This is a genomic window from Corynebacterium sp. BF-R-2 (genome assembly GCF_024586525.1).
In the GTDB taxonomy this organism is placed as follows: domain Bacteria; phylum Actinomycetota; class Actinomycetes; order Mycobacteriales; family Mycobacteriaceae; genus Corynebacterium; species Corynebacterium singulare.
On sequence record NZ_JAMFTP010000004.1, the window covers coordinates 77,919 to 102,784 of the forward strand.

Genomic DNA, 24,866 nt, shown 5'->3' on the forward strand with positions numbered 1-24,866 from the left:
CAGTACTGCATGGTGTAGCTCGAGAGAAGAGGAACAATAGAACACCGAGGCCCCTAGCACGTGGGGCCCAGGCACGTGGGACAAGGTAGGCTGGGCCGAGTGAATGAGCAACATCCTCTCGTAGATCCGACAAGTCCCTTTGGTGATGTCAAGGTCAAGCGCCTGGACAAGGAACTGCCGTTGCCTAAGCGCGCACACCGCGGTGACGCAGGCGCTGACCTGTACGCAGCTCACGACGTCACCTTGCGTCCAGGTGAGCGCGCTCTCGTAAGCACCGGTATTGCCCTTGCTTTGCCACTTGGCACGGTAGGTTTGATCCATCCGCGCTCCGGTCTTGCTGCCAAGCATGGAATCTCCGTAGTGAACACTCCTGGCACGGTTGATGCTGACTACCGTGGCGAGATTAAGGTGTGCCTCATTAATCACGATCCCGCGGAGACCTTCGAGGTCGAGCGCGGCATGCGCATTGCGCAGCTTGTCATCCAGCGCGTGGAACTCGTGGGCTTCAGCGAGGTCGAGAAGCTTGATGACACCACGCGCGGCGACGGCGGCTACGGCTCCACCGGCGTGAACTAGAGATTTTCCTACACGCCCCACACGATCACAGTTCGAGACAACACGGAAAACAGAAAGGCGCAGAGAATGGCGATGTGGCCCTTTGGCAAGAAAAACAAGGACGACGAAAAGGACGCTGGCATTCAGCAGAAGGAGGCTGCCCAAGAAGCAGCAGTCCCAGTAGCAGAGGAGGCCGACGTTGCAGCTTCCCAGGAATCTTCCGCGGCGACGGCCGGCACTGCTGCGACAAGCGCAGCAAGCTCCACCGGGTCGCTTGGTGACGATGATGATGCACAGGGCCCAACCATCAAGGCTGTGGCTCACGACGCCGTCAATGGCGAGATGGGCCCCTACGATGGCGATACCGTCGATATCGCCGACTTTAACTTTGAGGATTTTTCGGTAGGTTTACTGGACCTTGGTTCAATGCGTATCCCGCTGCCGAAGGCATCTCAGGTTCAGGTGGAGATGGGGCAGGATGGCCCTCGCATGCTCCACATTCTCACCCCGCACGGCCGCATGACGCCAGTTGCCTTTGCTGCGCCCCGCACTCCGGGGCAGTGGGCAGAGTCCGCATCTGACATCATCAATGGCTTGGAATCTGATGGGTTCAAGGCGCAGCTGGAGGATGGCCCATGGGGTTCTGAAATTGTGGGGACCAGCGACAAGGGTGGTATCCGCATCATTGGTGTGGAGGGGCCACGCTGGATGTACCGCCTGACTCTGGCCGCACCGGCAGGCAAGGAAGAGGAGCTCGCGCAGCTAGGCCGCGAGGTTGTTGCGCGTACGTTCATCTACCGTGGCGAGGATCCTATTCTGGCCGGAAGCTCCTTGCCGGTGATGCTGCCGCAGCAATTGGCTGATCAGGTAAAGCAGGCGCTCCAGCAGCGCCAGCAAGAGGCGGACGCTGCTAGCACTAGTGACAGCGCAGCCCAGGAGGCTGCAGCACACGCTGAGAACGAAAGTCCGGCAGAAGCACAGGCTCGCGAGCAGCTGCGCGATCTCGACGGTACTGACAAGAACTAATTCCACCGATAAGGATTACTCACACACGTGACTACACCGAATCCTGGCTTGGGCGGGTCGCCGCCGGAGCGCGAGCCGAACGCACACCGTGAACCGGCAGAGTCTCACGAGGAAGCGACGTCATCGGTCGCTGCCCAAGGCTTAGAAGCAGACAACGCTACGGGGGAGACCGAGGAAGAACCCTCGCTGTTAGAGCAGATGGGAGGTCTCACTGGCCTCGTTTCAGCAACTCTTCCGGTGCTTGTTCTTATCCCCGTCAACAATGTGTGGGGGCTGGGGCCGGCACTTATTGCGGCGCTAGGCGTCGCTCTGCTCATCAGCGTGTGGCGCCTCGTGCGCAAGGAAACCCTGCAGCCGGCGCTTTCTGGCTTGCTGGGTGTGGGTATTTGTGCCGCAATCGCTTGGTTTACCGGGGATGCTAAGGGGTACTTCCTGTACGGCATTTGGATGTCGCTTGTGTTGTTCATCATTGCGGTCATCTCCATTGTTGCGCGCTGGCCGCTCGTTGGCGTTGTGTGGAAAGGCCTCAACGGCGATGACATGAGCTGGCGGACGGTCCGCAAGGCCCGTCATGCTTACGCGTGGGCCACGGCTGGCTGGGCCGTGGTGTTCATCGCCCGCTTTGTGGTGCAGCGTGCGCTCTACGCCGCCGACGCAACGACCACCCTAGGTATAGTCCGAATCCTCATGGGCTGGCCATTGACCGGTGTAGTGACCCTTCTCACCATCTGGATGGTGCGCCGTGCCAACGCCGCTGTTGAGGATGAAACAAACACGGCAGCGGAAGACACCACTGCAGAAGACTCCACCGTTGTCGACCACGTGAAGGAAAGCGGTACCAACGGTAAGGAGACCGTCGATGAGTGAAACTGAGGCTGCCGTGAACGTAAGCACGGGAGAATCCTTTGACATCTCCATTGAGCGCATGGCACACGGCGGGGTGGGAATTGGCTCAGCCCCAGACGGTCGAGTGTGTTTCGTCGCGGGAGGATTTCCTGGAGACCTCCTCACTGTCACTGCTCGCAAGGTGAAGAAGTCTTTCGTGGAGGCTGACCTCACCGCCGTCGTGAAGCCCGGGCCCCACCGTGTTGAGTCATCCTGCCCTGCAGCAGAGCGCGGTGCCGGTTGCTGCGATTTTGCCGAATTGGATCCGGCCGTAGAGCCTGAAATCAAAGTTGAGGTCTTGCTCGACCAGTTGCGCCGTGTTGCACGCATCGAAACCACCCCGGAGGTTGACAGCATCGACCTGGAGCCCCAGAGGGGATGGCGTACGCGGGTAAGGCTGGGTGTCGACAAGCACGGGCGAGCCGGAACCCGCAAGCGCGGTTCCACTGAACTCATCACGGATGTGGCGTGTACGCAGTTAGCAGAAGGGCTTGTCGACGGCCTCGTGGGCCCCAACGCACGCACCTTCACTCCAGGTGCGGAAGTTATTGCCGTCATCGACAGCGATGGTAACCGCCACGTCGTCGAATCCCGTAAGGCGTCGCGTGGACGCCGAGTGGAAACGGTCCGTGAGGTCATCGAAGCTCCCACTGCAGACGTGGTTCAGCGTGCTGACGGCCATGAATTCCGCTTCCCGCCGACAGCCTTTTGGCAAGCACATGTTGCCGCCCCTGATATGTACACACGCATTGCGCGCGAATGGTTAGCCGCGGAGGATACGGATGCTGCGAACACGGGGCAATGCGCAGCATGGGACCTGTACGGCGGTGTTGGCCTATTTGTGCCGGCGCTAGCAGAGGTCACGGCCCCGAAGGGTGGACACACCACGGTCTATTCCGTGGATTATTCGCCGTCTGCTTCGGGGACGCAGCAGGGCCTTGACGGCATTGATGTTGAGTTCCGCACCGCGAAGGTTGAGCAAGTTGCGGACCAGCTGCCACAGCCGACCACAGTGGTGTTGGATCCGCCTCGCACGGGCGCAGGCGCAGACGTTATTACAGCTGTGGCCTCCGCTTCGCCGCGCAAGGTCGTGCATGTGGGATGCGACCCGGCAACCTTCGCCCGTGATCTCGCTTACTGGTCCGAGCGCGGCTACCACCTGCACCGCCTGGCCATGATCAATGCTTTTCCTGGGACGCATCACTTTGAGACCTTGGCGCTGCTGGTTCCCCAAGCCTAACCGGGGCGCGGAGGAACATCGGACAATTGCCGTCATGCTCGTGTAAGCGGGTACGGTGGTAAAGAAAAGAACAAACGATGAAGGGGTTGACGGCAGCTCTATGAGCATTCTGGATTCCATTGAATCGCCAGCCGATCTCAAGGCTCTGAGCAAGACGCAGTTGGCTGAGCTTGCGGCGGATATCCGCCAGCGCCTAATTGAGAAGGTCTCCGCTACCGGCGGCCACCTTGGCCCGAACTTGGGCGTGGTCGAGCTCACCGTGGCAATTCACCGTGTATTCGATTCCCCGCGGGATCCCATCGTTTTCGATACGTCACACCAGTCCTATGTTCACAAGATGCTGACTGGCCGCACCGCACAGTTCGACACTCTGCGCCAGAAAGGCGGGCTGTCCGGCTACACCGACCGAGCGGAGTCTGAACACGACTGGACGGAATCGTCACACGCGTCGGCTGCGCTATCCACTGTCGACGGGCTATCCAAGGCCTTTAAGATTCGTGGGGAATCCCACCGCAACGCCGTGGCAGTTGTTGGCGATGGTGCTTTGACCGGCGGCATGTGCTGGGAAGCATTGAACAATATCTCTGCGGATAAGGACCGCAACGTTGTCATCGTGGTCAACGATAACGGCCGTTCTTATTCGCCCACCATTGGTGGTCTGTCTGAGAACCTTGGCCGCATCCGAGCCCAGCATGGCTATGACGAATTCATGGAGTTGGGCAAAAAGCGCCTGAAGTCTATGGGCTGGGTAGGTGAGCGTACTTTTGATGCTCTTCACGCTATGAAAGAGGGCGTGAAGTCCACTGTTATGCCCACTGAGATGTTCCCCGAGCTGGGCATCAAATATGTCGGCCCAATCAACGGTCATGATATTGATGCCGTCGTGCGTGCGCTGAGTTACGCCCGTGATTACGAGGGCCCCATTATCGTCCATACCGTGACGGAGAAGGGGCACGGCTTTGCCCCCGCGGTTAATGAGCCCAAGGACCAGATGCACTCTACGGGAGCGATCGACCCGGTCACAGGCGTGTCCAAGGGTCAGAAGCAGCCGGGCTGGACCGCAGCCTTCTCTGAAGAACTCATCAAGGCCGGCCACGCACGCAAGGACATCGTCGCTATCACTGCCGCCATGGCTGGACCTACAGGTTTGGCACCATTCCAGGATGAGTTCCCGGAACGATTCTTCGATGTTGGCATCGCGGAACAGCACGCTATGGCTTCCGCGTCTGGTCTCGCACTGGCCGGTATGCACCCGGTGGTGGCGGTGTACTCTACCTTCCTCAACCGTGCGGTGGACCAAGTGATCATGGACATCGCGCTGCTCAAGTTGCCGGTTACCATCGTGCTAGACCGCGCAGGCGTGACGGGCTCTGACGGCGCATCACACAACGGTGTATGGGACATGGCACTCATGAGTATCGTTCCTGGTATGCGCATTGCCGCACCGCGCGATGGTGCCCGCCTACGTGAGCTGTTCAACGAGGCCATTGCTATTGATGATGGCCCTACCGTCGTGCGTTTCCCCAAAGGCAATTTGTTGGATGATACCGACGAACTGAAGCGCCTGGATGACGGCGTGGATATCCTGCGCTATTCCGACGCGACGGACAGCACTGAGGAGTCTGGCGATGCCCCCCATGAAACCACGGCAACTGACGTCCTCATCGTCTCTATTGGCGCGATGAGCACGCGCTCTTTGGGCGCTGCCGAGCTGCTGGAGGCGCAAGGCTTCAACGTGACCGTTGTAGACCCTCGCTGGCCAGTGCCGGTACCGCAGTCCATCGTGGCGCTGGCTGCCGACCATGACCTTGTTGTCACCGTCGAGGACGGCCTGCTCCGCGGTGGGGTTGGCTCGATGGTGGCCGAGGCACTCGATGCCGCAGACGTGGATACTCCGCTCCACCGCCTCGGTGTTCCGGGAGTGTTCCCAGTGCACGCTAGCCGTGGAGAATTACTCGAGGAATTTGGTCTCACCCCGCAGGGCATCGCGACGTCCATCAGCGAGTGGGTTGCAGTACGCAGCGAGGAAGAAGAAACGTCGAACGAAGCCTAGCCTCGTGCGTTCGCGCTAGCCGCGGAAGGAGTCGAGCCCGTCAGCGATGAGCGGCGTCGCTAAGTCCACTTGCCAGTTGCGCGCACCTTGAGCGTGCAGGAATCCGGGGATATCGTCCAGATCGCGTATCTCGCCGGCAATACCGCCCTCAGGGCCGAAAGCTGCCCACACTGCCGCGCGCACGATGCTGGGTTTGAGAATAAGTTCATAACTCATGGTGAGTTCCTCACCCAGTGCTTCGACGTCGCTGCGGATCTCCTGGTAGAGCCCCCAGAGATCCGGAAACTCGCGGGTGAAGACAGACTTGGACGGCACTGGGCGGGGGCTGCGCAACGGGGAGGGCCAGGTTTCTTTGGGGCTCGACGTGGCCGTGGTGACAGCATCCAGCCACTGCACGGTGGCGCCACCGCGGCGGCGCGGGAAGCCCTTGATCTTGTTGATGTCACTGGGCGTGCGAGGAACCCGGCGAGCGATCTCAACGAGAACACGGTGGGGAAGGAGGCGGTTGGGCGCAACGTCCTGCGAGCGTGCGATGGACTCGCGGCGCTGCCACAGTTCACGTGCCACAGCGAGTTGCTCACGTGACCTGAGTGAGGACACGCCCTTGAGATCACGCCACGAACGCGGCTCTGGGGCGGTGATGTCGGCGTGTACTGCTGCGATGTGGTCGAACTCCTCGTAGGCCCAATCCAGCTTTTCTTCCTCGGCGAGAATATCGCGCAGCGTCACAGCAAGCTCGTTAAGGAGCTCTACGTCCAACGCTGCATAGTTGCGCCACTGCCGCGGAATGGGGGTTTCGGACCAGTCAGAATCGCCGTAGCCTTTTTCCAGTTCGACGTCGAAAAGCTCCAGCACCATGGCTCCCAAGTTGGGGTGCGGGAAGCCAGCGAAGCGAGCGGCGAGCTCTGTGTCGAAGAGCGTCCCCGGGTAAAGGCCTAGCCATGCCAAGGAGGGAAGATCAGATGGCGCGGCGTGAATGACCCACTCTTGTCCATTGAGGACTGGGGCGAGCGCTGCCGTGAAATCAGGGCGGCGATGTTCAGGGGCGAGCAGGACAGTACCTGCGCCTTCTCGTCGAATCTGGACGAGGAAGGCACGGTCATCAAAGCGATATGCTGATGCGCGTTCGGTATCGATGGCGAAGGGCCCACTGCCGGCCTCCAAGCGGGCCGCGGCGGCCTGGAAATCGCGCGGGGACGTCAACACCTTCGGCGTGCCGTCGCGAGGAACGCGGCGCAGTTCGGTCATCCCTGGACCTCCTTGGTGAGCTTTCTCGAAGCGCAGTGCTTAGCGGCCGAGCTCGGCCACGCCTTCGGGTGGAAGGCCGGCAACAAGAGCCAGGACCTGTGCGAAGGCCTCCACGTGAGGGGCCAGGTCGAGACCCTCAGCGGTCCACGAGGCGCGCATCTCGAGTTGGTAGGCGTGCGGCGGACCACCAATTTCGCCGAAGCGCACAGAGGCGGTCGAGGTCACCGTGCCACCCAAGTTGGTGTGGCTAGCCTCACGCAGCTCAAGGGATTCGGTGAGCCATTCCCAGGCGACGTCGGGAAGAAGCGGATCCCCGGCAACCGCATCGTCCAAGTCGGCTTGGATGTAGGCCACGAGGCGCATCGCGCCTTCCCAGGCTTCCTCAGCGCCTGGATCATGGAGAAGAATAAGGCGCCCGAAGGCGTCACCCTCGGAGTCCGTAGGAACGATGTCTGCGTCCTGACCCGCGCGCGAGACCTCTAGACCAATGGCGTGGCTAAACGGCGCAAGGCGCTGCGGTGGACGAATGGTACCCAGGGTGATTTCAGGGCGAAGCTGCGCGGCATGAAGGGACTCAACGGCTTCAGTGAAAGCAGCCGGAGTCGTGGGCTCTGTAGTCTGAGAACCTGGGGCGGAGGTGGCACGATCATGCAGGTTGGTCGGTGCCCCTGCCCGGGTGCGCGAAGAAACGTCAGAATTGCTCACGGGGAACAAGGTATTAGCTCTACGCCCGTGGAGGGGGAAGGCGCGCCGTAGGCTAGTGGCGCAAGGCTGGGCCTACAACTTATGATGGATAAGAAATTCAGTCGCTTCCGAGCAAGGAGATTACGCATGTCGAAGGTCAACTTCAACGAGCTCAACAAGGTCCAGCGGTATTCGCAGCACGCGGTATTTCAGGTCATCCCTGGTGCATTGGGCTCGGAGCGTCAAGACGCTATCGCACAGGCGCAGAAGTTCTTTTCTGATCTGGCAGAGACCGGTGTGGTTACCGTGCGTGGTATCTATGACCTGTCCGGCATGCGTGAGTCCGCTGACTTTATGATTTGGTGGCATGCGGAGGAGTTTGCTGATATTCAGAAGGCCTTTGCTGACTTCCGCCGTGAGACCGTCCTGGGGCAGGTTTCCGAAGTGACGTGGGTTGGTAACGCGCTACACCGCCCAGCCGAGTTCAACAAGTCGCATCTGCCGTCCTTCATCATGGGCGAGGAGCCGGGCGAGTGGATTTCAGTGTACCCATTCGTGCGCTCTTATGATTGGTACACCATGGATGAGGAGAAGCGCCGCCGGATCCTTATGGAGCACGGTATGCAGGCGCGCGACTACCCGGATGTGCGCGCTAACACCGTGCCAGCTTTCGCCTTGGGGGATTATGAATGGATTCTCGCTTTTGAAGCCCCGGAGCTGCACCGCATCGTGGATCTGATGTATCTCATGCGCTACACCGAGGCCCGTCACCACGTGCGCGAGGAGATTCCGTTCCACACCGGCCGCCGTGTTAAGGACGTCGCCGAGCTGATGGAAATCTTGCCTTAAGGTGCGCGAAGGCTACCGTGCGAAGCCGGTGGGAGGTTTAGTCTTCCACCGGCTTTTCTTCAAGGTCGAGGCAGATCGAGTTGATGCAGTAGCGAAGATCGGTCGGAGTATCGTACCCCTCGCCTTCAAAGACATGGCCCAAGTGTGACTCGCAATTCGCGCAGAGCACCTCGATACGGCGCATACCGAGTGAGTTGTCCTCGCGCTCAATGACTGTGTCGCCGGCAAGCGGGGAGAAGAACGACGGCCAGCCGCAGTGCGACTCGAATTTTTCGGTCGAGCGGAAAAGTTCTGCGCCGCACGCTTTGCAGGAGTACACGCCCTCGGTGGTGGTGTTGGTGTATTCGCCAACGTGTGGCGGTTCGGTGCCGGCTTCGCGCAGGACGTAATACTCTTCGGGTGAAAGCCGCTTGCGCCATTCGGTATCTGCAATGAGCTTAAAATTGGTCATGCTCGGATTTTATCGTCCGCTCTAGGCCGCGGGCCAGTACTGCGCTCTGCTGTCCACCAGCCGGCGACGGACGACGCGGTGACAATAATGAGCAATCCCCAGCCGATAGTGGCGATGAAGACGCTCATCCACTGTGCTGCGGTGGGCATGCTTGACGACGTCCACTCGAACGGCCCCAAGAATAAAATTGCTGCTAGCCATGCACCCCACGAGTGAAATGCCGAACGCGTTAGCAGCACCGTGAACATCATGGGGAAGAGCCACATGGAATAGTACTGCTGGCCCAGGGAGGAGAGAAAGAAAATACCGACCATGATGATTCCGGTGGTGCTCAGTGCCCAGAATTCGGGCTCGGAGTCTCGCCAGCGTAGAAGCCCAAGGATGGCTGCAGCGCAGAGCAGGGCGAAGAACAGCCAGATGGGGTAATAAAGCGTACCTGGCAGATCAAAGTAAGCTCGTACGCCCGGCCAAGACGCGTTCGCGTAGTCGCGGGTGGTGGCTAGGTAAGGGAGAAGGTGCGCGCGGAAGCCTTCCGTGCCAGGAACAAGTGGCCAAGCAATCAGGTTGGTAACTACAGGAACGGTTATGCCGAGGCCCAGTGCCCACCAGCGCTTGTGAATGAGCGCGAGGAAAAGTAGGGGTGCGAATTGGGGCTTAACAAGGATGGCCAGCCCGATGCAGAGACCTGCGGCCCAGCTGTGCCGATCTAGCAGCACGAGGAACGCGGCCATGGCGAGTAATAACAGGCCGTTGATGTTAGTGAAAACAAGGGTGTTGGCAACAGATTCTGTGGCGAAGGCCGCTGCGATGCTGACCGGCCATACGGGCCCGCGCAGACTGCGCCCCACGTAGCGCGTCAGGAGCGCTAAGGCTGCGATGATGGCTGCTGCGTTGGCGAGGATGAAGGCGTAGCGCGCGTATTCCTCGGACACTGCCCCCATGGGGGAGAGGAGGAGCGTTGCTCCAGGGTTGTAGAGATACAGCGGCTCCACGGAGGAGTAGTCCTGTTCATACACAGGAATGCCCTCCCAGAAGCGGCGAATAGCGCGGTAAACCGTGCCGAAATCATCCGTCACCGTGCCGGTAAACGCGAGCACGAAGACTCGGTGAAGCACCAGTATGACGGCGGCCGGCCACGCGGCGGCTGTCCACAGGCGGGCAGTGGTCGGGGAAGGTGGGGCCAGAGAAGTCACGACATGAGAGTTTACGGGGTGGATATGCGCCGGTAGCGCAGAAACACCGTGCTGTCGACGGGTGTGGCGTTCTCCAGCTCCAGTCGTAGTGCCGGGGAGGTGGCAGTGCCGTCCACAACGGGCTTCTCCACGGATGGCGAGATATGTGGATCTATGGTCAGATAGAGCTTATCCAGTAGTCCGGATTCGATGAACGCGGAGTAGATGGATGGCCCGCCCTCACAGGAGATGCGCGTTGCGCCGCGTTCGCGCAGTGCAGCGATGACTTCGGTGACGCTTCCGGTTCCGGTGCTCACGAGCTCCGCGCCGGCAGCTGCTAATTGCTGTGCTTCGGCGGACGCCATGCGCTCCTCGGGGGTCAGGATAATGGGGCCGCCGGCGACGAACTCTTCGAATCCTGCAAAGTCGAGTGACTGGCTCAATACGGCTAGGCGCGTGCTTGTCGCCGCCTCATATCCCTCCGCCTTCACCGTTCCCGACCCCACCACAGCAACATCTGCCCACTCGCGTAGCGCGGCAAAAAGCTCTCCATCGGCCTCGTTGCCCATGGGGTCGGACGTGCCATCAATAGTGGCTGAGCCGTGCAGTGTACTGACGGCGATGAGGCGAACTCCCTCGCTGTCGGGGCCAAGCAGCGTGTCAATCAATGTGGTGTCACTCATGATGTCCCAGCCTACGTGTTTGGGCGGAACCTTTTGTGTGGTGTCATGTTCGGTGGGTATGAAAACGAGAAAACCGCAGCTAGGCTGCGGTTTAAGCTGTGGTCCTAGCTGGGATTGAACCAGCGACCTTTCCGGTGTGAACGGAACGCTCTCCCACTGAGCTATAGAACCTTGGTGCAGCCCTTAAGCTACACCGCGTGTCAGATAACGGCCTAATCGTCCAGCTCAACCATACTTTCGGAGGATTAGCTTGGTTTCGGTCTGGCTCGGTGCGGCCGTCGTAGTCTCAGTATCGTGGGGCGCTCAGTATCGTGGGGGCGGGCAACAGCGGGCACCAACAGCCCCAATCACAACGATGTAAGCTGCGACTGTAAGGGAGGGTCGGAAATGTTGCCGTGGGCTGCGGATTTGGAAACTGCGGCGGCGCACGATAATGTTTCTACTCGCACCACGGCACACCAGCCGGGAACGTGCAATGCGGATGTAGCGCAGTTGGTAGCGCATCACCTTGCCAAGGTGAGGGTCGCGAGTTCGAGTCTCGTCATCCGCTCCAAGGCTTCCATTAGTGTGGCAGGCCTTGATAACACCATAAGCGCGTTTAGCTCAGCGGGAGAGCGCTTCCCTGACACGGAAGAGGTCACTGGTTCAATCCCAGTATCGCGCACAAGGACTTTGTCCTAGAAACCGGGCCTGGTTTCGAATGCGGATGTAGCGCAGTTGGTAGCGCATCACCTTGCCAAGGTGAGGGTCGCGAGTTCGAGTCTCGTCATCCGCTCCAGCACATGTAGTGTGTGAGGCGGTATCGCCACGGTGGAATGGCCGAGTGGTGAGGCAACGGTCTGCAAAACCGTGCACACGGGTTCGATTCCCGTTTCCACCTCAAAATGCTGGCGCCCACTCTAGGGTGCTGCGAGCGCGTTTAGCTCAGCGGGAGAGCGCTTCCCTGACACGGAAGAGGTCACTGGTTCAATCCCAGTATCGCGCACAGGGTTTCCTTAGAGGAGCCCGCGGCAAGCTTCTGCTTGCCACGCGGATGTAGCGCAGTTGGTAGCGCATCACCTTGCCAAGGTGAGGGTCGCGAGTTCGAGTCTCGTCATCCGCTCCACGAAAAGGGCGTCTTTCCACAAATGGTAAGACGCCCTTCAATCTTTTCATCACGCCGCAGGCGGGTGGCGGGGGAACCTTCCCCACAGCGAGGGACGCTTCTGAGTCTTTTGTCTATGGTGTTTATCACAACCATCTCATTTCAAGGAAGTGGACACCTCTCTATGACAACTCTGCCCACACGATCAGCACCAGGTCAGCGCTGGCTTGCTCTTATCTTTGTTACGCTGCTGGTGTTCTTGGGGACACTAGGGGCAGCCGTAGTTCCTGCCCGCGCACAGAACCCCACTGGTGTAACTGATTCGGATTCTTCCGCCTCTGAAACATCTTCGGTCCCGCGCTCTGAGGAAGTCGCTCCCGTGGATGAAAACAGTGGTGCAACAATGTTGGTGTTGGATTCCTCTGGTTCCATGAACGCGCAAGATGCTGGTGGTCAGACGCGTCTGGATGCAGCAAAAGACGCGACCAAGAATTTTGTACATGAGTTGGGTGGAACCATTCCGCTCGGGCTTGTTACCTACGGCGGAACGGTCGACGAGGCCCCGGAGAATCAAGAAGAAGGATGCCGCGATATTCACGTGGTGAGCGGCCCTAAGAAGGACGTAGGGGATTCGTTTACAGGTCCCATCGATGCACTCCAGGCTAAGGGGTATACCCCGATTGGAGATTCCCTGAAAAAGGCAGCCGAGGAATTGGGTGGCCAGCACGGCACCATCGTGCTGGTGTCTGACGGAATCGACACCTGCGCGCCGCCGCCAGTATGTGAGGTGGCTAAAGAACTCCATGAAAAGGGCATCGACCTCGTCATCAACACCATTGGTTTTAACGTCGATGAGGAGGCTCGCAAGGAGCTTTCCTGTATCGCAGATGCCGCAGGCGGCGAGTATCTCGACGCGGATGATGCAGATTCCCTGGCGGCAATGATTAAGAAGGCCGCTGGGCGTGCGGCAAACATTTATGAGTCCAATGTGGAACAGATCGAGGGTAGCGAAGACATCTCAACGCCTACGGAGCTGCCGCGGTGGGAGTCCGGGGAGGACTTCATCTTCCGGGCTGAGTTGGATGCCCCGCCGAATGGCGGCAAGGATTCGCGCACCGACTTCCACGCGGAGTCATGGTCTATCCCCGTCAAACCAGGCGAGCGTTATGTGGCGACGATGTACAAGACTCTCGAAGGAGCAGTAGGAACACCGGATAGGTTGTACTTGAAGACGTTTTTCGGTGATGGCACAAAACCGCCGACGGGCACGCATGGTGGTGACGAAGGCTCAGATGAGTGCACAGCTGACTCGGACAGTGCGCTCCCTGGTATCGGATCTGATGCCCTGCCTAGCGCTAGCGCTTATACCTACGAAATCGGTTCCGAGAATTGCCAGGGCGACTTGGTTTTGACCGCGATGCGAGCAGGTGAATACAAGGTCGATGAGCCCTTTGACGTGGAGATCCTGCTTCACCGCGTTGACCCAGTATCCAACAAGGACGAACTCGTCAGCGGTCTCAGCAGCGAGCTGGACGGTGAACTCCATGCCAACGCCAACGGCGCTGAACAGATGGCTCCCGGAAACTGGTTTAACAATGCCGCGGAGCTTCGCAGTGGACAGACCATCGAAACCGACATTGTGCAGGGCGAAGCGCACGTCTACAAGGTCCCCATGAAGGAAGGCCAGCAGTTGGCTGCCGCAATCAAAGCTGGTGAGGTCTCGGACGAGCAGGCACTCCAATACTCATTCCTTGACGTGGCTATCCTCAATCCAGTTCGGGAGGAAGCTGGGGAGCCTGAGAATTTAATCTGGCCCAAGGAGGGGGACGAAGGGTCAGCTTCGGCGTCCAAGCCTGTTGCTTTTAGCAACCGTTTCAGCTCAAATGCGGCGAACTCCTATGGCAACGCGAACTGGTTGGAGGGTGATTACTACATTGTGGTGACCTTGGACAGTGGTAGGGGAGATGAATCGGGGGAGGGCGAAGATAACCCCTCTGACAAGCGTGCCACCATGAAGTATTACCTCACCTCCAAGGTGCTGGGTGACCCAATCCAGGGGCCGAAGTATGAGCCTGTCAGTGACAAGACTGAAGAGCCACGCCCTTCGGACGAAAACAAGACAGAGACGAAGGACCAAGCCCGTGGTGCTGATGACAAGTCTGGCAAAATGATGAGTGGTCTTCTTTACGCCTTGGGGGCGGCGGGACTCATTCTCTTATTTGCCATCATCATCCTCCTGGTATTTCTTCTCCGAGGCCGTGGAAGGTAAAACGTGTAGTAAACGCTCGCGATGAAACCTTTTTCAATAGCTTTCGCTGCGGCGGGGAACTTTCTTCCTCGTCTCAGCGACTACTGAGTAACCTCGTGCATTCCGCGCGGGGAAGGATTGGCTAGCGTGTCCCTCCCGGCGATAGGATGAGGGAACATCAATCAAAAGTTTCATCCGAGCAAAGGAGTTGTCCACACGATGCAGCTGCGTAAGGTCATGACCACTCTCGCCGCCGGATCCACAAGCCTCATGCTTGGCCTTTCTGCGCCGATGGCGGTGGCCCACGATTCGGTTATTGGTGGCAACGTGGTGAGTGACGCTCCGCTCGAAGAGTTCCCTCGGGAAATCACGCTGGAGTTCTCTGGCATCCCGAAGGACACCTTCAACACGTTTGCTGTCAGCGAGAAAGACACGGGAACCGTGCTTTTCGACGCCGAACCTACCATTGACGGTCGCAACCTCACCGTAGATGTTCCCCAGGACGTTGAACCCGGCGATGGCGACTACCAGGTGGGTTTTCGCATTACGTCCTCTGATGGTCACTCTACGCTGGGATCTGTTGAATTCACCGTTGCCTCAGATGGTGATACCTCCGCCGGGGAAACCGCTGATGCAGGCAGTTCCTCCGATGGCGCAGACGAAGCAGGCAACGGTCAGAATCAAGAAGAAAATTCCGACGCCCCGCTCAGCGCGCTGTCTGGCCCAGCGAAGTGGATCGTTGGCCTTGGTGCGGTGCTCGTCGTGGTAGCGGTTGTTTTCGTCTTCGGCGCTAAGACCCGACGTTCTAATGGTGAATCCTAAGAGCCAGTTTCGGCGTTCGCACTTTTCCCTTTTCCTTACATACACCCCGCTTCAGAAAGGCATGTCCCATGCTGACATCCCGTACCTTTATTCGTACTTCCGTGGCTGCTCTTGCCGCCGCTAGCCTGACCTTGTCCGGTTGCTCGAACAGCGAAGAAGATTCCACCGTAGCGACTCCTAGTGCTGGGATTACTACTGACGCAGACGCTGGGGCGTCGGCGGATGCTAGTGCTGCTCAGAAGGACGGCTCCGAGGACGCGAGCATTACCTTTGAGGATGGCGTCGTGCGCGCAATGGAGGAAGGTGCCGATATGACTGCGATCTTCGGCACGCTGCACAACACCACGGACAAGGATCTCAAAGTAGAAGGCTTTACCTCTTCCATCGAGGCGAAGCAGTACCAGATTCATGAGGTCGTTGACGGTGTCATGCAGGAAAAGGCCGATGGTTTCGACATCCCCGCCGGCGAGTCTGTCGAGCTCGAACCCGGTGGCTACCATTTCATGCTCATGGGCGTAGCCGAACCAATCATGGCAGGTGAAACCGTGACGATGACGCTCAAGCTCGAGGACGGTTCCTCAGTAGAGCTTGGTGACATTCCTGTTCGTTCGATTGGTGCCGGTGATGAAAACTACGGTGACATGCAGGGCATGGACCATAGCGGGCACAGCGACCACATGGGCCACGGTGATCACATGGAGTCTGGAGATCACGGCGAACATCATGACGACGGCGATCATGCAGAGCACGCTGGCCATGCTGACCACTCTTAACACGCCCGCCACGTGGCTGTAGAAACCCGATAGGGCAGAAGACGCATACAGAAAGGGGAACAATGAGCGGGTTCGAGGAACCTGTCAGCCGGCGCGGATTACTCGCTGGCGGTGCTGTGGCCGCGAGTGCAATGGCTTTGACCAGCTGTACTCAAGACGACGCTGACAGCATCGCGGCTAACCCCGATTCAGCACAAGCCGGTGATGCCGGGAGTACGGGTCCCGAAGGCGTCGAAGACACCATGGGCGGTGACATCATCGCCTTTGATGGCCAGCACCAAGCAGGAATCCAAACCCCGATTCAAGCTCACGTGGAGCTGGTGGGTTTTAAGCTGAAGAAGGAAACCTCCGCCCGTGGTGCAACAGCACTCATGAGGCTGTGGACTGAAGATGCTCGTCGTCTGTGCACAGGTGAAAACCCGCTAGGCAGCCTTGAACCCGAACTTGCCGTGACTCCAGCTAACCTCACCGTCACGTGTGGCTGGGGTGAAGGTTTGTTCAACGTACTAGGTGCTGAGAAGCCTGAGTGGCTGCGCCCTCTACGCTCTTTCGCACACGATGATCTTCGCCCCGAATGGGGACAGACGGACATTGTGTTGCAGATTTGCAGCGATGATCCCCTCACGGCAGCCCATGTTCTTCGGCACATGGTCCGCGCTGGCAAGGACTATGTCGAGGTGGCGTGGGTGCAGCAAGGGTTTAGTCACGCCTATGGTTCCGTCCCTAAGGGCACCACCGCGCGCAACCTCTTCGGCCAAGTAGATGGAACCGTGAATCCGCGCGAGGATAAGGACTTCGCCGAACAAGTATGGATTGAGAAGGGGCCCTTTGCCGGGGGAAGCGCCATGGTAGTGCGCCGTATCCATATGAATCTGGATACCTGGGAGCAATTGGACCGCGACGCGCGCGAAACGGCTACCGGCCGCACGTTGGATACTGGGGCGCCGATTGGTGCTCAGGATGAATTCGACCCCGTGGACTTGGATGCGCGCAATGAGTTCGGGCTTAAAGCTATCGACCCCAACTCACATGTTGCCCGTGCACATCCGCCCAAGGATCACCCTGAACAGAAACTCCTTCGCCGCGCGTTTAACTACAACCTTCCACCCACACCAGAAACCACTGCCCGCGGTGAGCTGAGCAACGCAGGTTTGGTGTTCATCTGTTATCAGAAGGATCCGTCGAAACAGTTTGAACCCATTCAGACTCGCCTTGATGAGGCGGATCGCCTCAATGAGTGGATTACCCATATTGGCTCCGCTGTCTACTATGTACCCGCCGGAACTGATGGCGGAACCTTCTGGGGCGAATCGCTCATCCGCAGTTAAGAGGGGTAGACTAAGCCGCTGTAACTTTCTCGATGAGTGCTGCTCGGCCAGGTATGTCGAGCGGCGCGTGAGCGCAAAGGAGCGCAACAGGTCATGGCGGAAATGATTCCAGCAGTCCCGGTGAACTACGAGCCCATTACGGTCCCGGCCGGTACTGCCGTGGGAGCAGCAATGCGCGAGCATGAGCTGCCGAACAAGGGCCCCGAAGCAGTCGTCGTTGTCCGCGGTGCTGACGGCACCCTCTACGATCTCTCCCACACCCCGGATACTGATGCCGAGTTCACGCCTGTTGCCGCCTGCGAAGAAGACGGACGTGCCGTCATCCGCCACTCCTGTGGCCACGTCATGGCACAGGCCGTTCAGGCAGAATTCCCGGGCACCAAACTGGGCATTGGCCCCGCCATTGAGAATGGTTTCTACTTCGACTTCCAGACCGCAGAGCCCTTCACCCCAGAAGACCTCAAAGCGATTGAGAAGCGGATGAAGAAGATCATTAAGGGTGGTCAGCGCTTCGAGCGCCACGTTTACGCCAGCACTGAGGAAGCTGAAGAAGCACTGGCGAACGAACCTTTCAAGCTGGAGCTAGTGCAGGACAAGGGTAACGTGGACCCGAATTCTGATGAGGCCGCTGAGGTAGGCTCAGGTGACCTGACCCACTATGACAACATCAACCCGCGCACCGGTGAGGTGGAGTGGTTTGATCTTTGCCGTGGCCCACACGTGCCGACCACCAAGTACATCCCGGCGTTTACGCTGACGCGTTCCTCTGCTGCCTACTGGCGAGGTGACCAGTCCAAGGCTGGCCTGCAGCGTATCTACGGCACCGCCTTCGAATCCAAGGAGGCGCTTGAGTCTTACAAGACGATGGTGGAAGAAGCAGAAAAGCGCGACCACCGCCGCCTCGGCGCCGAGCTGGATCTCTTCTCCTTCCCGGATGAGATCGGTTCTGGCTTCCCGGTCTTCCACCCCAACGGCGCTACCGTGCGTATGGAAATGGAGGAGCACTCGCGCCGCCGCCACATCGCGGACGGCTACTCCTTCGTGTCCACCCCGCACCTGACCAAGGGAGATCTGTTTAAGAAGTCTGGTCACCTTGATTTCTATGCCGATGGTATGTTCCCGCCGATGCAGCTTGACGGTGAATGGGATGAGGAAGGCAACTGCACCAAGCAGCCGCAGGACTACTACGCCAAGCCGATGAACTGCCCGATGCACAACCTCATCTTCGCCTCTCGCGGCCGCTCCTACCGTGAGCTGCCGCTGCGCCTCTTCGAGTTCGGTACGGTCTACCGCTACGAGAAGTCCGGCGTGATCCATGGCCTGACTCGTGCGCGTGGCTTTACCCAGGATGACTCCCACATTTACTGCACCCCCGAGCAGCTCGAGGAAGAGCTAACCAAGGTGCTGGAGTTCATCATCTCCCTGCTCAAGGACTACGGCTTGGATGATTTCTACCTGGAGCTGTCCACCAAGGATCCGAATAAGTATGTCGGCTCCGATGAAATTTGGGAGCGCTCTACTCGGATCTTGCAGTCGGTGGCAGAAAAGTCTGGCCTTGACCTGGTCCCGGACCCGGCGGGTGCCGCATTCTACGGCCCGAAGATTTCCGTCCAGGCCCGTGACGCCATCGGCCGTACCTGGCAGATGTCCACCGTGCAGTTGGACTTCAACCTGCCGGAGCGCTTTGAGCTGGAGTACACCGCGTCCGATGGCACCAAGCAGCGCCCGATCATGATTCACCGCGCGCTCTTCGGTTCTATCGAGCGCTTCTTCGGCGTGCTTCTTGAGCACTACGCAGGTGCCTTCCCGGCTTGGCTTGCTCCGCACCAGGTGGTCGGCATCCCCGTTGCCGATACTTTTGCGCCGCACCTCGAAGACGTGTGTGCACAGCTCCGCGCTCGCGGCCTACGTGCCGACGTCGATACGTCCGATGACCGCATGCAAAAGAAGATTCGCAACCACACCACCGGCAAGGTGCCGTTCATGCTGCTGGCCGGTGAACGCGATGTGGAAGCCGGTGCCGTGTCCTTCCGTTTCCTCGATGGCACCCAGGTCAACGGTGTGCCGGTGGATGCCGCGGTGAACGTCATTGAGGCGTGGGTCCGTGAGCGCAACAATGACCAGCCGACCAAGGACACCATCGCCGAGCGCGTCTAGACGCGACATGGTTGAGAGGACATCATAAGAACCGCTGAAGGGAGACAACGAAGAGTGGAAGAGTACGTCGATACCGGCCTGGGAACCCCCGACCGCCTAGAGCGCCTGTGGGCGCCGTACCGCATGAGCTACATCAAGCGGGAAGGCGGATCCGGTGACGTGCCGAAGACAGCCCACAATCCGTTTGTGGAGATCCCGCAGATGTCGGATGAAGACGGCCTCATCGTGGCCCGCGGTGAGCTTGTATATTGCGTGCTCAACCTGTACCCCTACAACGCTGGCCACATGATGGTCATCCCGTACCGTCAGGAATCCGAGCTGGAGAACCTGACTGACGCAGAGTCGCGCGAACTCTTCCAGTTTGCCCAGGCGGCGATCCGGGTTCTCAAGAAGGTGTCTGGCCCAGACGCGGTTAATGCTGGGTTTAACCTGGGACGCGCCTCGGGAGGATCTGTGGGTCAGCATCTCCACATGCATATTGTGCCGCGCTGGAGTGGAGATTCTAATTTCATGACTATTGTGGATGGAGTCAAAGTGCTGCCCCAGCTCCTCAAAGATACCCGCTCCCTGCTGGCGCAGGGGTGGGAGGAGCTCGCCGCCGAGGGACTCATTCCAGGAGAAGCGCATGCTTAGTGTTCATGGGCGCAAGCCCGCCGCCGTGGTCGTAGTACCCGTGGCCAAGCTGTTCCTCAAGATGGGCTTGACGCCAAACGTAGTGACCGTGGTCGGAACCATTGTTACTATCGCTATTTCCGTCATCCTTATACCGCTGGATCACCTCTTTGCGGCAGCAGTCTTGTCAGGCCTTTTCGCCGCTTTTGACATGCTCGACGGCACAATGGCGCGCCTGACGACGGGTGGTTCGAAGTTTGGCGCAACGCTCGATGCCTCCTGTGATCGCATCACAGATGGGGCACTCTTCGCTGCGATTGCTTATTGGATGGTGTATGTCGATCATGCTCACCCCGTGAATTTCGCCGCCTGCATGGTGGTGTTGGTCAGCTCTCAGGTGATCTCCTATGTCAAGGCCCGCGGTGAGGCTTCCGGTTTCACCATGGTTGGCGGGCTCGTCGAAAGACCTGAGCGCCTTATTCTTGGTCTGGGCGGCGTGGGGCTGGAAGGCCTCGGCGTCCCGTATGCCCTGGAAATTTCGCTGTGGCTGCTGGCGGTAGGCTCATTGTTCACCATCTATCAGAGGATGCGGCAAGCAGCGCGCCAGGACACCAAGTCCCGTTTCATGAAGGACCTTTAAAGCAATTCTGACCTGAGAGGGAGAGACTCGCAATGGCATTCATGGATCGGGAGCGCCTTGCTGCCGCCGGATATATTGCCTGCTGGCGTATTGTGCGCTACCTTCCGCGGCCCCTAGCTGCGTGGCTCTTTGAGCGGGGTGCTGACTATGCCAGTGATAACGGCAAAGGCATGGAGCAGTTGCGCCGTAACCTGAGCCGCGTCGTCGGACCCGAAAACGTCACCCGCGAACTCGTGCGGGATTCTATGCGCTCCTACATGCGCTATTGGCTCGAGGCTTTCCGCCTTCCTGCGATTCATTCCGATCCTCGGCTCCATGAACGCCTGCTGACGGGCATGCGAGGCAAGGAGCATTCGGATGCCTCGATCGCCTCGGGGCGCGGGGTCATCTTTGCCTTGCCGCATTCAGGCAACTGGGATATGGCGGGCGTGTTTTGTGTGAACCACTACGGCGGATTCACTACAGTCGCCGAGCGAGTGAAGCCGGAGGTGCTTTTCGACGCCTTCGTGGATTACCGCGAGAGCCTCGGCTTCACCGTCGTGCCCTTGACCGGAGGCTCCGCCTCGCCGTACCCGCGCCTCAAAGAAACGTTGGAGCGTAGTGGCGTGGTCTGCCTACTGGCCGACCGCGACCTCACCCGGACGGGCGTGACTGTGGATTTCATGGGGGAGGAGGCCAACGTTGCTGCCGGTCCAGCGCAACTCGCCATAGAAACCGGGGCCGCACTTCATGTGGTGCATTCCTTCTTCGATGGTGAGGGCTGGGGCCTTACTGTCAGCCCAGAAGTGGAGGTTACGACGCTGCAGGAAACCTGCCAGCGCATGGCCGATGGTTTTGCCGAGAACATTCGTCAGCACCCGACAGATTGGCACATGCTGCAGCCACAGTGGAATGAGGATGTGGATAGGCGCCGCCAGTTACGTCAGATGCAGCGTCGCCGACCGCCTAGGCTGACAAAGTAAGGAGAGGAGACGACCATGCGGATCGGTATTGTCTGCCCCTATTCTTTTGATGAGCCGGGCGGCGTTCAGGCCCACATCCTTGATTTGGCCACAGTGTTTATCGAACAGGGCCATGATGTGGAGGTGCTGGGGCCGGCGTCGTCAAGCACGCAGGTGCCCAGCTTCGTGCGTAAGGGTGGCTGGGCGATCCCTCTGACGTACAACGGCTCCGTCGCGCGACTGGCCATGGGACCGCACGTTGGCCGTAACGTCAAGCGCTTCATCCGTGAGGGGAACTTTGATGTCCTGCACATTCACGAGCCGAACTCACCGAGCTACTCCATGGCGGCCTTGGCCATGGTTCACGGGCCTATCGTGGCCACCTATCACGCTTCGGCCTCCAGCTCACTCATCTTGACCCTCGCCAAGCCATTCCTTCGTCCGTACCTGGAGAAGATCCGGGGAGGGATTGCGGTGTCGGAGATGGCGCGTCGCTGGCAGGTGGAGCAACTCGGAGGTGACCCCGTCCTCATTCCAAACGGCGTGGACACGTCGGTGTATGCCCGTGAGCGTCAACAATCCAACGCACGCGTTTGGGACGACGTGGACAGCGAGAAGCCTGTGGAGATTGTGTTCTTGGGGCGCCTCGATGAACCGCGAAAAGGCTTGGACATTCTCCTCGAAGCACTTACTCTTCTTCCCGACAAGGTGCGCGTAACCGTCATGGGGGGCGGGCACCCGCGCACCGTTCCCGGCGTGGACTTCGTGGGGCGCGTTAGTGATGCAGAAAAGGCAGCCATCCTGGGGCGGGCGGATATTTATGTTGCCCCCAACACGGGTGGAGAAAGTTTTGGCATCGTGCTCGTGGAGGCCATGGCTGCTGGCTGCGCCGTGGTGGCCTCGGATCTGGAGGCCTTCGCGGCGGTGTGCAACAGCGAGTCCGAGGAACCTGCTGGCGTGCTCTTCCGGAATGGTGACGCCACGGATTTGGCCCGGGTATTGGAGGAGCTCGTGAGGAGTCCAGACAAGCGCGCCGCCTTGACGCAAGCGGGTACTCAACGCGCGCGTGACTATGACTGGGATCATGTCGCCGCCGCGGTCATGCGTGTGTATGAAACCGTCGCTGATGGCACGAAGGTTCGGGTGAAATAAGTGGCCATTGAACTAGTCATCATTCTGGCCGTGGTGATCATCATCGCGATGTGGGCGCTGTTTACCGCCCAGCGCCTCAATTCCCTCCATATCCGCACTGATGCGGCCTTGGCACAACTGGAGGCGACTCTGGATAGACGTGCAGCTGTGGTGAGTGCGCTCGCCCCCGAATTGGCGCCGCTCGCTAGCCGTGCTGAGTCCACGGAGCTAGTCCAAGGTCACTTCGATGAGCGCACGACTCGGGAACGTGAGCTGTCCACAGCGCTTGCGCAGCGTTTTGACACACTCCCCGCGTTGCTTGCCGACGCCGAAGGGCGCATCCATCTTGCTCACCGCTTCTACAACGAGGCGGTGAGCGATACTCGTGCGCTGCGCCTGCGTCCGGCGGTGAAGTGGCTGCGATTGGGTGGCACGGCAAAGCTTCCGGAGTTCTTTGAGCTCAACCAGATAGAGGTCTAAGCCACCTGCGGCGCTCGTTCTGCGATCCGTGCGGCGCCAAACTCTAGGCGGTGCCAAACAAGTGCGAGGACGGCCATGATGAGGATAAGCACGTTGCGAGCAACGAGTGCGTAGACGGGGGCAGCCTGCTCGCCCACGTAGAACCACACATAATCGTAGCCATAGGGGTAAATGTATGCTCCCAGCGCTGCTGCCCCAATCGTGAGAGCAGCCATGCTGGTTCTCAGAACAGTGCGCTGTGGCGCTAGGCGCCGATCTGCCTCGGACTCTAGAGGCACTTCCGTGCGGATAGCTACGGCAAGAATAGGGCCGATCCACACAATGTATTGCGGGGAAAACACCTTGTTTGTAGCGATGAGCAGGACAATGGCGGCAAGAAAGAAAACCACGGTAGAACGAGGATCCCACCCGCCGCGAATAAACCGCACGGCAGCCACGGCCAGTATCCACACCAGGACGCATGCTAGAGCAATGGTGCTGAAGGTTAGGGCGGTCTCCACACCGGGTCCGGTGATTTCATAGCTCTTGGAGGCGGCGTAGTTCATCTCCCACACGCCTGGATGATGGTGAGCCCGATAGACAAACAACGTGGCAGCGAGAGATTCAATCTGAAGGCCGCGCTCGCCCTGATAGGTCAGGGGAGAGAACAGTCGTTCCACACCGCTGAAGCAGGCGACCGCCGCGCAGATCGCGAGGAAAGCGCCGAAGAAGGACGCGAGGCGCTGCCACGACGACCGCGAGGTCGAACGGCCGACCAAGCCCGCGGCCAAAACACCCGGCCACAGTTTGACCGCTGTGGCCCAGGCCAAAAGAGCAGAGGCAATGCGGGGCCGAGTGGCGAGCAGAGCACCAGCACCTGCAACGAGTAGCCCGGGATACAAATCGAGGCGCCAGACAAAGACATGGCCGACTGCCGTTCCAAAGAAAACCCAGAACCACGCGGCTGCAAAAACAGACCGCTGTTGGTGATTGTTGCGAAGGAGAAGGGCGAGGAAGAGGGCGTCAGCAAGCAGCATCATGAGCGTAAACGCCACGCGATACGTGTCGCCGTTATCACCCGTAAGCCACGCGAGGATAATGGTTGGCCACGTTCCCGGCTGTGGATACTCCGTCATGGCGGAGGGATCCTCACCGTAGACGCCTTCCAAGTAGTAGTAGAGATCCCCCGCGGGCATGGTGTTGCCGAGGAGCAAGGCGATGAGGAGGACTCTGGCCGCAGTCCAGCCGGCCCATACAGCAGGGACTTTAGCGATTATTTTCAATGGCGGACTCGACATCGACGGGTGGGCCGAGCATTAGCAGGACGCTAAAGACGATGGCTACGACAAGGAGGCCGATGATGGCAGTGCGAGCTGGGTGGCGAACAGCTTGCGCCAGAATCTTGTCGAAGAAACCGTGCGGCTCAGCATCATCAGCGAAGCGCCACGGGCCGTCAACGAGGCCGCGCTTGGACACCCAGATGGCAAAGGGAAGCGCGGCAAACGGGATGACTGTGACCACGAGGCCAAGGACTCCGACGCCGAATGACCAGCGGTTGTTAATCCACACCAGGGCCGTCATGAGTAGGAAGCACAGGAAGCCGAAGCCGTGGATACCGCCTGCAAAGGGGGTTAGCGCTGCGGTGGTGCCGGAGTACTTGAGGATCATCGACACAATGAGCAGCGACCACGTAAACATCTCGAGGTAGGCGGCCACGCGGTGCACGCTATGCGGAGTGGTTGAAGTCATGCGGAACATACTACGCATGATCCGGGGGCAGACCAGCCTATGAGTAGTATGGGCGAAGTTAGTGTGGCACGTGCCA

At 59.4% G+C, this 24,866-nt stretch carries 23 protein-coding genes and 7 tRNA genes; 22 read left to right on the forward strand and 8 right to left on the reverse strand.

Annotation, left to right across the window (positions count from 1 at the left end; translation table 11 throughout):
* Nucleotides 1-99: 99 nt before the first annotated feature.
* From dut to dxs, 5 genes are all read left to right on the forward strand, one after another.
* The gene (dut, locus tag M5J09_RS03655) at nt 100-576 is read left to right on the forward strand and encodes a dUTP diphosphatase (protein WP_257156986.1); all 477 of its coding nucleotides are present in this window, start codon (nt 100-102) and stop codon (nt 574-576) included.
* Between the two features lie 66 nt (nt 577-642).
* Nucleotides 643-1,581 (forward strand): DUF3710 domain-containing protein, encoded by a 939-nt coding sequence (locus M5J09_RS03660; protein WP_257156987.1) that lies wholly within the window; start codon nt 643-645, stop codon nt 1,579-1,581.
* A gap of 198 nt (nt 1,582-1,779) precedes the next feature.
* Nucleotides 1,780-2,448 (forward strand): DUF3159 domain-containing protein, encoded by a 669-nt coding sequence (locus M5J09_RS03665; protein ID WP_374982098.1) that lies wholly within the window; start codon nt 1,780-1,782, stop codon nt 2,446-2,448.
* Entirely contained in the window at nt 2,441-3,706 is a 1,266-nt protein-coding gene (locus M5J09_RS03670; RefSeq protein ID WP_257156988.1) for a class I SAM-dependent RNA methyltransferase, read from the forward strand. Before M5J09_RS03665 ends, M5J09_RS03670 begins: the two co-directional genes overlap by 8 nt.
* 100 nt (nt 3,707-3,806) lie before the next feature.
* Complete coding sequence (gene dxs / locus M5J09_RS03675; protein ID WP_257156989.1) at nt 3,807-5,759, forward strand: 1-deoxy-D-xylulose-5-phosphate synthase; 1,953 nt, start codon at nt 3,807-3,809, stop codon at nt 5,757-5,759.
* Between the two features lie 15 nt (nt 5,760-5,774).
* On the opposite strand, the gene M5J09_RS03680 is transcribed toward dxs, so the two are convergent.
* Both M5J09_RS03680 and M5J09_RS03685 read right to left on the reverse strand, forming a co-directional pair.
* A complete protein-coding gene (locus tag M5J09_RS03680) occupies nt 5,775-7,007 on the reverse strand; it encodes an HRDC domain-containing protein (protein WP_257156990.1) in 1,233 nt (410 codons plus the stop codon).
* A gap of 39 nt (nt 7,008-7,046) precedes the next feature.
* The gene (locus tag M5J09_RS03685) at nt 7,047-7,661 is read right to left on the reverse strand and encodes a DUF3000 domain-containing protein (RefSeq protein WP_042533289.1); all 615 of its coding nucleotides are present in this window, start codon (nt 7,659-7,661) and stop codon (nt 7,047-7,049) included.
* Nucleotides 7,662-7,838: 177 nt separating this feature from the next.
* Here M5J09_RS03685 and hemQ point away from each other — a divergent pair, with 177 nt between their 5' ends.
* Nucleotides 7,839-8,540: a hydrogen peroxide-dependent heme synthase gene (hemQ, locus tag M5J09_RS03690; RefSeq protein ID WP_239178799.1), complete on the forward strand. Its 702-nt coding sequence runs from the start codon at nt 7,839-7,841 to the stop codon at nt 8,538-8,540.
* Nucleotides 8,541-8,577: 37 nt separating this feature from the next.
* Here the strand turns inward: hemQ and msrB are convergent, their stop codons facing one another.
* From msrB to M5J09_RS03710, 4 genes are all read right to left on the reverse strand, one after another.
* Nucleotides 8,578-8,991: a peptide-methionine (R)-S-oxide reductase MsrB gene (gene msrB / locus M5J09_RS03695; protein ID WP_042531146.1), complete on the reverse strand. Its 414-nt coding sequence runs from the start codon at nt 8,989-8,991 to the stop codon at nt 8,578-8,580.
* Nucleotides 8,988-10,184 carry a glycosyltransferase family 87 protein gene (locus tag M5J09_RS03700; RefSeq protein ID WP_257156991.1) on the reverse strand — a complete coding sequence of 399 codons (1,197 nt, stop codon included), beginning with the start codon at nt 10,182-10,184 and terminating at the stop codon, nt 8,988-8,990. The genes msrB and M5J09_RS03700 overlap by 4 nt, the downstream gene beginning before the upstream one ends.
* An 11-nt stretch (nt 10,185-10,195) precedes the next feature.
* Nucleotides 10,196-10,846 (reverse strand): dihydrofolate reductase family protein, encoded by a 651-nt coding sequence (locus tag M5J09_RS03705; protein ID WP_257156992.1) that lies wholly within the window; start codon nt 10,844-10,846, stop codon nt 10,196-10,198.
* Nucleotides 10,847-10,945: 99 nt separating this feature from the next.
* Nucleotides 10,946-11,017, reverse strand: a tRNA-Val gene (locus tag M5J09_RS03710).
* A gap of 306 nt (nt 11,018-11,323) precedes the next feature.
* On the opposite strand from M5J09_RS03710, the gene M5J09_RS03715 reads away from it, so the two are divergent.
* The 16 genes from M5J09_RS03715 (at nt 11,324) to M5J09_RS03790 (ending at nt 23,062) form a co-directional block, all read left to right on the forward strand.
* Nucleotides 11,324-11,399: transfer RNA gene (locus tag M5J09_RS03715), tRNA-Gly, on the forward strand.
* Nucleotides 11,400-11,438: 39 nt separating this feature from the next.
* Nucleotides 11,439-11,510, forward strand: a tRNA-Val gene (locus tag M5J09_RS03720).
* 38 nt (nt 11,511-11,548) lie between these two features.
* Nucleotides 11,549-11,624, forward strand: a tRNA-Gly gene (locus tag M5J09_RS03725).
* A gap of 31 nt (nt 11,625-11,655) precedes the next feature.
* Nucleotides 11,656-11,726 (forward strand) — tRNA-Cys (locus M5J09_RS03730).
* 33 nt (nt 11,727-11,759) lie between these two features.
* Nucleotides 11,760-11,831, forward strand: a tRNA-Val gene (locus tag M5J09_RS03735).
* 44 nt (nt 11,832-11,875) lie between these two features.
* Nucleotides 11,876-11,951 (forward strand) — tRNA-Gly (locus M5J09_RS03740).
* A gap of 163 nt (nt 11,952-12,114) precedes the next feature.
* A complete protein-coding gene (locus M5J09_RS03745; RefSeq protein ID WP_257156993.1) occupies nt 12,115-14,199 on the forward strand; it encodes a VWA domain-containing protein in 2,085 nt (694 codons plus the stop codon).
* A 198-nt stretch (nt 14,200-14,397) separates the two neighbouring features.
* Entirely contained in the window at nt 14,398-15,000 is a 603-nt protein-coding gene (locus M5J09_RS03750; protein WP_257156994.1) for a copper resistance protein CopC, read from the forward strand.
* Between the two features lie 68 nt (nt 15,001-15,068).
* The gene (locus M5J09_RS03755) at nt 15,069-15,773 is read left to right on the forward strand and encodes a copper chaperone PCu(A)C (RefSeq protein ID WP_257156995.1); all 705 of its coding nucleotides are present in this window, start codon (nt 15,069-15,071) and stop codon (nt 15,771-15,773) included.
* A gap of 62 nt (nt 15,774-15,835) precedes the next feature.
* The gene (locus M5J09_RS03760) at nt 15,836-17,101 is read left to right on the forward strand and encodes a Dyp-type peroxidase (RefSeq protein WP_257156996.1); all 1,266 of its coding nucleotides are present in this window, start codon (nt 15,836-15,838) and stop codon (nt 17,099-17,101) included.
* 93 nt (nt 17,102-17,194) lie between these two features.
* Entirely contained in the window at nt 17,195-19,258 is a 2,064-nt protein-coding gene (thrS, locus tag M5J09_RS03765) for a threonine--tRNA ligase (RefSeq protein ID WP_042531135.1), read from the forward strand.
* Nucleotides 19,259-19,312: 54 nt separating this feature from the next.
* Nucleotides 19,313-19,891 carry an HIT domain-containing protein gene (locus tag M5J09_RS03770; RefSeq protein ID WP_257156997.1) on the forward strand — a complete coding sequence of 193 codons (579 nt, stop codon included), beginning with the start codon at nt 19,313-19,315 and terminating at the stop codon, nt 19,889-19,891.
* Complete coding sequence (pgsA, locus tag M5J09_RS03775; RefSeq protein WP_042531131.1) at nt 19,884-20,510, forward strand: phosphatidylinositol phosphate synthase; 627 nt, start codon at nt 19,884-19,886, stop codon at nt 20,508-20,510. Before M5J09_RS03770 ends, pgsA begins: the two co-directional genes overlap by 8 nt.
* Before the next feature lie 32 nt (nt 20,511-20,542).
* Nucleotides 20,543-21,472: a phosphatidylinositol mannoside acyltransferase gene (locus M5J09_RS03780; protein WP_257156998.1), complete on the forward strand. Its 930-nt coding sequence runs from the start codon at nt 20,543-20,545 to the stop codon at nt 21,470-21,472.
* Between the two features lie 15 nt (nt 21,473-21,487).
* A complete protein-coding gene (locus M5J09_RS03785) occupies nt 21,488-22,603 on the forward strand; it encodes a glycosyltransferase family 4 protein (protein WP_257156999.1) in 1,116 nt (371 codons plus the stop codon).
* Entirely contained in the window at nt 22,604-23,062 is a 459-nt protein-coding gene (locus M5J09_RS03790) for a hypothetical protein (protein WP_070537179.1), read from the forward strand.
* Here M5J09_RS03790 and M5J09_RS03795 read toward each other — a convergent pair.
* Complete coding sequence (locus M5J09_RS03795) at nt 23,059-24,324, reverse strand: glycosyltransferase 87 family protein (protein ID WP_257157000.1); 1,266 nt, start codon at nt 24,322-24,324, stop codon at nt 23,059-23,061. The two genes, M5J09_RS03790 and M5J09_RS03795, sit on opposite strands and share 4 nt — an antisense overlap.
* The gene (locus M5J09_RS03800) at nt 24,308-24,790 is read right to left on the reverse strand and encodes a DUF3817 domain-containing protein (protein ID WP_257157001.1); all 483 of its coding nucleotides are present in this window, start codon (nt 24,788-24,790) and stop codon (nt 24,308-24,310) included. Before M5J09_RS03800 ends, M5J09_RS03795 begins: the two co-directional genes overlap by 17 nt.
* Between the last annotated feature and the right edge of the window lie 76 nt (nt 24,791-24,866).

Coding starts and splice junctions, on each gene's coding strand:
- thrS (WP_042531135.1), top strand. CDS start 17,195: ATGGCGGAAATGATTCCAGCAGTCCCGGTGAACTACGAGCCCATTACG.
- M5J09_RS03705 (WP_257156992.1), bottom strand. CDS start 10,846: ATGAGTGACACCACATTGATTGACACGCTGCTTGGCCCCGACAGCGAG.
- M5J09_RS03800 (WP_257157001.1), bottom strand. CDS start 24,790: ATGACTTCAACCACTCCGCATAGCGTGCACCGCGTGGCCGCCTACCTC.
- M5J09_RS03680 (WP_257156990.1), bottom strand. CDS start 7,007: ATGACCGAACTGCGCCGCGTTCCTCGCGACGGCACGCCGAAGGTGTTG.
- hemQ (WP_239178799.1), top strand. CDS start 7,839: ATGTCGAAGGTCAACTTCAACGAGCTCAACAAGGTCCAGCGGTATTCG.
- M5J09_RS03670 (WP_257156988.1), top strand. CDS start 2,441: ATGAGTGAAACTGAGGCTGCCGTGAACGTAAGCACGGGAGAATCCTTT.
- M5J09_RS03745 (WP_257156993.1), top strand. CDS start 12,115: ATGACAACTCTGCCCACACGATCAGCACCAGGTCAGCGCTGGCTTGCT.
- M5J09_RS03785 (WP_257156999.1), top strand. CDS start 21,488: ATGCGGATCGGTATTGTCTGCCCCTATTCTTTTGATGAGCCGGGCGGC.
- M5J09_RS03780 (WP_257156998.1), top strand. CDS start 20,543: ATGGCATTCATGGATCGGGAGCGCCTTGCTGCCGCCGGATATATTGCC.
- msrB (WP_042531146.1), bottom strand. CDS start 8,991: ATGACCAATTTTAAGCTCATTGCAGATACCGAATGGCGCAAGCGGCTT.
- M5J09_RS03755 (WP_257156995.1), top strand. CDS start 15,069: ATGCTGACATCCCGTACCTTTATTCGTACTTCCGTGGCTGCTCTTGCC.
- M5J09_RS03665 (WP_374982098.1), top strand. CDS start 1,780: ATGGGAGGTCTCACTGGCCTCGTTTCAGCAACTCTTCCGGTGCTTGTT.
- M5J09_RS03750 (WP_257156994.1), top strand. CDS start 14,398: ATGCAGCTGCGTAAGGTCATGACCACTCTCGCCGCCGGATCCACAAGC.
- pgsA (WP_042531131.1), top strand. CDS start 19,884: ATGCTTAGTGTTCATGGGCGCAAGCCCGCCGCCGTGGTCGTAGTACCC.
- dxs (WP_257156989.1), top strand. CDS start 3,807: ATGAGCATTCTGGATTCCATTGAATCGCCAGCCGATCTCAAGGCTCTG.
- M5J09_RS03760 (WP_257156996.1), top strand. CDS start 15,836: ATGAGCGGGTTCGAGGAACCTGTCAGCCGGCGCGGATTACTCGCTGGC.
- M5J09_RS03660 (WP_257156987.1), top strand. CDS start 643: ATGGCGATGTGGCCCTTTGGCAAGAAAAACAAGGACGACGAAAAGGAC.